Consider the following 6,526-nt stretch of genomic DNA (forward strand, 5'->3'; position numbering starts at 1 on the left):
GCGGCACGCCATCGCCGGGCTGGCCGGAAGCCGGCCGGCGCCGCCCAGGCGGGGAATCCGCCGTCGTGCCCGCTCAAAGTGAAGTTTTGAACGCGCCGCGTTAGGCTTGCCGAAGGACCGCAACGGCGCGGTTGGGACACACCTATCGGAGGCGTTTTACATGTCGACTGGATCCAGCATGGCGGATCTGTCCAGCTCAGCTACCGGCGATGAGGAATTCATCGCTAAATACTATGAGCACCTGGCCGCGGAGGATGCCGCGAGCTACAGTCCGGATGTGCTCCGCGCCCGCGCGCTGGCGCACCGGGAGCTGGCGGTTCACCGGCCGCCGGCGCAGCCCGTGATCGCCATCCGGGACGAACCCGAGGCCAGCGTCGTCATGATCGTCACCGATGACATGCCGTTCCTGGTCGATTCGGTGACCGCGGAGCTGCTGCGCCACGGCATTGCCATCCGGATGATCACGCACCCCACCTTTGTAGCCACCCGGGCCCGGGACAGCCACGACCTCACCGGCGTGGAACAGGTGCCGGCCGCCGCCGGAGTCTCCAGCGGCGACACGGCGGCACTGCCGCAGCTGGGATCCTTTGAGACCGGCGGCGACCAGGTTTTGCGGATCGAATCCTGGATGGCTGTGGAGACCGGGCGGATCGAGCCGGACAAGGCCGCCGAGCTGATGTCCGGCCTCAAGAGCGTCCTGGCGGATGTCCGGGCGTCGGTCGAGGACTGGCCGGCCATGCGCCGGCAGGTGCGGCAGGTTGCGGCGTCGCTGGATGCGGTCGTGGGAGCGGAGGAGATTCCCGACCTGCAGGAGGCCAAGGAGCTGCTTGAGTGGCTCGACGACGGGAATTTCACCTTCCTGGGCTACCGCGAATACGATCTCGTCACCCAGGACGGGGAAGACGTGCTCCTGGTCCGCGAGGACAGCGGCCTGGGCATGATGCGCCACATCGGCGACACGAAGCGGGTCCAGCACCTCACCGAAGAGGGCCGTGCCCGCGCCCGGGAAAAACGCGCGCTGGTGATTACCAAGGCGAACTCGCGGTCCACGGTGCACCGCGCGGCATACCTGGACTACATCGGCGTGAAGAGCTTCGATGCGCAGGGCAACGTCGACGGCGAGCGCCGCTTTATCGGCCTCTTCGCCACCAGCGCCTACAACCGTTCGGTGAAGAGCGTCCCGATTGCCCGGGAAAAGGTCGCGGCAGTGCTGCAGCACAGCGGCTTCCCGGCCGATTCGCACTCCGGCAAGGACCTGCTGTCGATCCTCGAAACGTACCCGCGGGACGAGTTGTTCCAGATGGACGTCGAGGAGCTGGCCGCGACCGCGATGGGCATCCTGCGGCTGCAGGAGCGGCGCCGGACCCGGCTGTTCCTGCGCACCGACGCCTACGGCAGGTTCGTGTCGGCCCTGGTGTTCCTGCCGCGCGACCGCTACACGACCGCCGTCCGGCTGCGGATCGAGCAGGAGCTGCGCAACACCTTCGACCCGCAGAGCATCGACTACGAGGCGCGGATGTCCGAATCCGCCCTGGCCAGGCTGTTCTTCCGCATCCGCCTCAAGCGTGCCTCCACGGTGCCGAAGGTCGACACGGCCGACCTTGAGCGCCGGCTTGCCCAGGCGTCCCGGTCCTGGTCGGAGGGCATCGAAGAGGTGCTGCGCGCCAATTTCGACGGCGAGGAGGCTGCCCGCCTCTCGGCGAACTGGAAGGACGCGTTCCCGCCCAGCTACCGGGTGGACTACGAGGTGGAAGACGCGCTCGAGGACATCGCCCGTTTCCGCAACTACGAGGGAGGCGACCCCGGCGCGGCCCCGGTGCTGCACGTCTACGTTCCCGAGGACAGCGCCGACGTCCTCGCCGCCGACGCCCGGCTGAAGCTGTACCTGCCGGAGGCCCGGTCGCTGAGCAACATCATGCCCGTGCTGCAGAACACCGGGCTGGAGGTACTGGACGAGCGCCCGTTCGAGATCAACACGGCGGACGGCGAAGACTACTTCCTGTACGACTTCGGCCTCCGGTATCCGGCGGGCGTCGACCCGATCGCCACCGGCGACCTGCTCGAGGAAGCCTTCGGCGCTGCCGTCACCGGACGCAGCGAGTCGGACGGCTTTGACCGGCTGGTCCTGGCCGAGGGCATCGGCTGGCGCCAGGTTGCGGTGCTGCGCGCGTACACCCGCTACCTGCGGCAGCTGGGCAACCTGGTCTCCTACGCCTTCGTCTCCGACACGCTGCTGGCCAACCCGGCAGTGGCCCGCGCCCTGCTGGCGGTGTTCAACGCCAGCTTCGATCCGGACCTGGAAGGCGACCGCGAGGCGGCGGTCGAGGCCGCCCGCTCCGAGCTCGCGGCGGGACTCGAAGCCGTGCCCACCCTTGACGCGGACCGGGTGCTGCGCTCGCTGGCCAACCTGATCGACGCGACGCTTCGCACCAACTACTTCCAGGACAAGCCCTACTTCAGCTTCAAACTCAGCCCTTCGCGGATCGAGGGTGCACCGTTCCCGCGGCCAAAATACGAAATCTGGGTCTACTCGCCGCGGGTGGAAGGCGTCCACCTTCGCTTCGGCGACGTGGCCCGCGGCGGACTGCGCTGGTCGGACCGGCGGGAGGACTTCCGCACCGAAATCCTGGGACTGGTCAAGGCGCAGACCGTCAAGAACGCGGTCATCGTGCCTACCGGCGCCAAGGGCGGCTTCTTCGCCAAACGGCTGCCCGACCCCGCCGTGGACCGCGCGGCCTGGATGGCGGAGGGGCAGGAAAGCTACCGCACCTTCATCCGCGGCCTGCTGGACATCACCGACAACCTGGTCCGGTCCGCAACCGGCCAGGACGTGGTGCCGCCCGAGCGGGTGGTCCGGCTGGACGGCGACGACACCTACCTGGTCGTCGCCGCGGACAAGGGGACCGCAAGCTTCTCCGACATCGCCAACGACATCTCGCTGGAATACGGCCACTGGCTCGGCGACGCCTTCGCGTCCGGAGGCTCGGTCGGCTACGACCACAAGGCGATGGGCATTACCGCCCGCGGCGCGTGGGAGTCGGTCAAGCGGCACTTCAGCGAACTCGGCGTCGACACCCAGACCGAGGACTTCACCGTCGTCGGCGTCGGGGACATGAGCGGCGACGTCTTCGGGAACGGGATGCTGCTTTCCGAGCACATCCGGCTGGTCGCGGCCTTCGACCACCGGCATATCTTCCTGGACCCGGATCCCGACGCCGCTGCCTCCTTCCAGGAGCGCCGTCGCCTGTTCGAGCTGCCCCGTTCCTCTTGGGCGGACTATGACGAGAAGCTGATCAGCGCCGGCGGCGGGGTCTACCCGCGGTCGGTGAAGTCGATCCCGTTGTCCGCGCAGGTGCGGGAAGTTCTCGGCCTCGATCCGCAGGTCACGAGCATGAGTCCGCCCGAACTGCTGCAGGCCATCCTGAAGGCGCCGGTGGACCTGCTGTACAACGGCGGCATCGGCACCTATGTGAAGGCGTCGACCGAGTCGAATGCCGAAGTCGGCGACAAGGCCAATGACGCCATCCGCGTCAACGGCGCGGACCTGCGGGTCAAGGTGATCGGCGAAGGCGGCAACCTGGGGATGACTCAGCGCGGCCGGATCGAAGCCGCCGGCAAGGGGATCATCCTCAACACCGATGCTATCGACAACTCCGCCGGCGTGGACTGCTCGGACTACGAGGTCAACATCAAGATCCTCGTGGACCAGATGGTCGCCGCCGGGAAACTGCCGGTAGCGGAGCGGGCCGACCTGCTGCATTCGATGACCGAGGAAGTCGGACGCCTGGTCATCCAGGACAACATCGACCAGAACGTCCTGCTGCTCAACGACCGCCAGCGGATCATCGAGTGGAGCCCGAGCTTCGAACGCCTGATGGACTGGCTGGAAAGCCACGCCGAACTGGACCGGCAACTCGAAGCGCTGCCGACCACCGAGGAGCTGCACGAACGGATCGCGGCCGGCCAGGGCCTGACCTGTCCGGAACTGTCCGTGCTGGCGGCGTACTCGAAGATCGAGCTGACCCATGCGCTGACCGAGAGCAACCTGGCCGACGACCCGTACTTCGACGGCGTGCTGCGCGGTTATTTCCCGCACCAGCTGGTCGAGCGGTTCGGCGACGATATGGCGGGCCACCCGCTGCGCCGGGAAATCATCGCCACCGTCGTTGCCAATGACATGATCAACATGGGCGGCATCACCTTCGCCTTCCGGGTCATGGAGGAAACGTCCGTCTCCGAGGCGGACGTGGCGCGGGCGTTCGTGGCGCTGCGCGAGATCTACGAATTCGACAAGCTCGTGGAAGCGTTGAACGCGTTGCCTGCCAGCTTCCCCACGGATTTGTGGTGCATGGTGCATCTGGACATGCGCCGCCTGCTGGACCGTGCGGTGCGCTGGTATATCAACCATGTCGACAGCGGAACCCCGGTCGCAGAAGGCGTCGCGATGTTCAAGCCCCAAATGGACCCGTTGCGCAACAACCTGGCCCAGTACCTGCGCGGCGACGACCTGGTCCGCGTGCACGAATGGCTGGAAACCGCCGAAGAACGCGGGCTGCCCGCAGGGATCGCCCGACAGTGGGCCGAGCAGTTCGAGAGCTTCGGTTTGCTCGACGTCGCCCGCATCGCCGGGCAGATCGACGAACCGGTCGAGTCCGTCGCACGCGTCTACTACGCGGTCTACGACCGGTTCGACGTCGACAACCTGCTCGAGCGGATCACGGCGCTGCCGCGGGAGGACCGCTGGCAGTCGCTCGCCCGTGCCGCCATGCGCGACGACCTGTACACGACGGTCACGGACATCACCGTGGCGGTCATGCAAAGCACCCCGGCAGGGGAGCAGGCCGAGGCCAGGCTCGACGAGTGGGAACGGGCCAACGCGGAGAACATCAAGCGCACCCGGGACATGTTCGAGGAAGTGAACAGGCTCGAGCAGGACGACATGGCGTCGCTGTCCGTGGCACTGCGACTGATGCGTTCGACAGTGCGGCGATAGCTTGGCGATCTTCACCGATCCCATCCGCGACTACGCGGACTTTCGTCCGGGTGACGCGGAGTGGCTCCACCTGCTGGTGGGCGACTGGCAGCTGATCGCCGACCTGGCGTTCGCCGACCTGGTCCTGTGGTTCCCGACGCCGGACGGGAGCTACGTGGCGCTGGCGCATGTGCGCCCGTCAACCACCCACACGGTGTTCCACCGGGACTTCGTGGGGGAGCGGATCCGTGCGGACCTCAAGTCGCTGGTGGACCAGGCACGCCAGTCGCAGGCGATCGAACGGTCGTCGGAGGCGGACTGGACCACCGAGATGGCCATGCGGGTCGAGGCGGTGCCCATGGTCCGCAACGGCCGGACGCTCGCCGTCGTGACGTCGCACATGGACCTGTCCAGCTCCAGAATGCCGTCGCGGCTGGAGCTGACCTACCGGCAGTGCGCCTACGACCTCTTGAAGATGGGAACGCTGGGACTGTGGCCGGACTTCGCCTCGCCGACCGGGTCGCGCCGCGGCGCGCCCCGGGTCGGCGACGGCCTGATCAGGCTGGACGCCGACGGGGTGGTGGAATACGCCAGCCCCAACGGGGTTTCTGCATTCCGGCGCCTCGGCGACGTCGAGTCCCTGGAGGGCCGCTCACTGGCCGAGGTGACGACGGCGCTGCTCAAGGACCGGCGGATGGTCGACGAAACCCTGCCGCTGGTGGTCACCGGCCGGATGCCCTGGCGCACGGAGATTGAATCCCGCGGCGTCTCGCTCTCGCTCCGGGCCATACCGCTGAGGAACGAACAGGAGCGTTTCGGCGCCCTGGTGCTGTGCCGGGACGTCTCCGAGCTGCGCCGGCGGGAGATGGAGCTGGTGTCGAAGGACGCCACCATCCGGGAGATCCACCACCGCGTGAAGAACAACCTCCAGACGGTCGCGGCGCTGCTGCGCATGCAGTCGCGCCGGATGGTCAGCGACGAAGCAAAGCAGGGGCTGGAACAGGCCATGCGCCGCGTCGCCTCGATCGCGCTGGTCCACGAAACGCTGTCCCAGGGCTTGGCGCAGAACGTGGACTTCGACGAACTGATCGGGCGTCAGTTCCGGCTCTCGGCGGAAGTAGCCTCGCCCACGCAGGCCGTCCGCACGGAGCGCAGCGGCGAGTTCGGGGAACTGCCCAGCGAGTTCGCCACCCCGCTGGCCCTGGTGATCAATGAACTGGTCACGAACGCCGTCGAGCACGGGCTGGCCGGGCGGCACGGCACCGTCCGGTTGACTGCCCGGCGGAGCCGGCGGGGCGAAGACGAATTGCTGACCGTCTCGGTCGAGGACGACGGCGTGGGCCTGCCCGAGGAACCGCGGCGGGAGGGCCTGGGCCTGCAGATTGTCCGCACCCTCGTCACCAGCGAATTAGGCGGCCGGATCGAATGGACCCCGCGCGACGGCGGGGGAACGTGTGTGCGGATTGACCTGGTGCTCAACACCAAAGGGGCCCGCTGAGCGCGGGCGGATCAGCCGACGCGAGAGGCCGCTGCCGAATCCGGCAGCGGCCTCTC

At 67.8% G+C, this 6,526-nt stretch carries 2 protein-coding genes; both read left to right on the top strand.

The genetic code is table 11. The features are described 5' to 3' along the window. Positions 1-160: 160 nt before the first annotated feature. Positions 161-4,993 (top strand): NAD-glutamate dehydrogenase, encoded by a 4,833-nt coding sequence (locus AC5RUJ_RS08900; RefSeq protein ID WP_494128865.1) that lies wholly within the window; start codon positions 161-163, stop codon positions 4,991-4,993. Between the two features lies 1 nt (position 4,994). Further along, positions 4,995-6,470 (top strand): sensor histidine kinase, encoded by a 1,476-nt coding sequence (locus tag AC5RUJ_RS08905; protein WP_494128864.1) that lies wholly within the window; start codon positions 4,995-4,997, stop codon positions 6,468-6,470. Positions 6,471-6,526: the final 56 nt, after the last annotated feature.

The organism is Arthrobacter sp. Y3223164, from assembly GCF_059091005.1.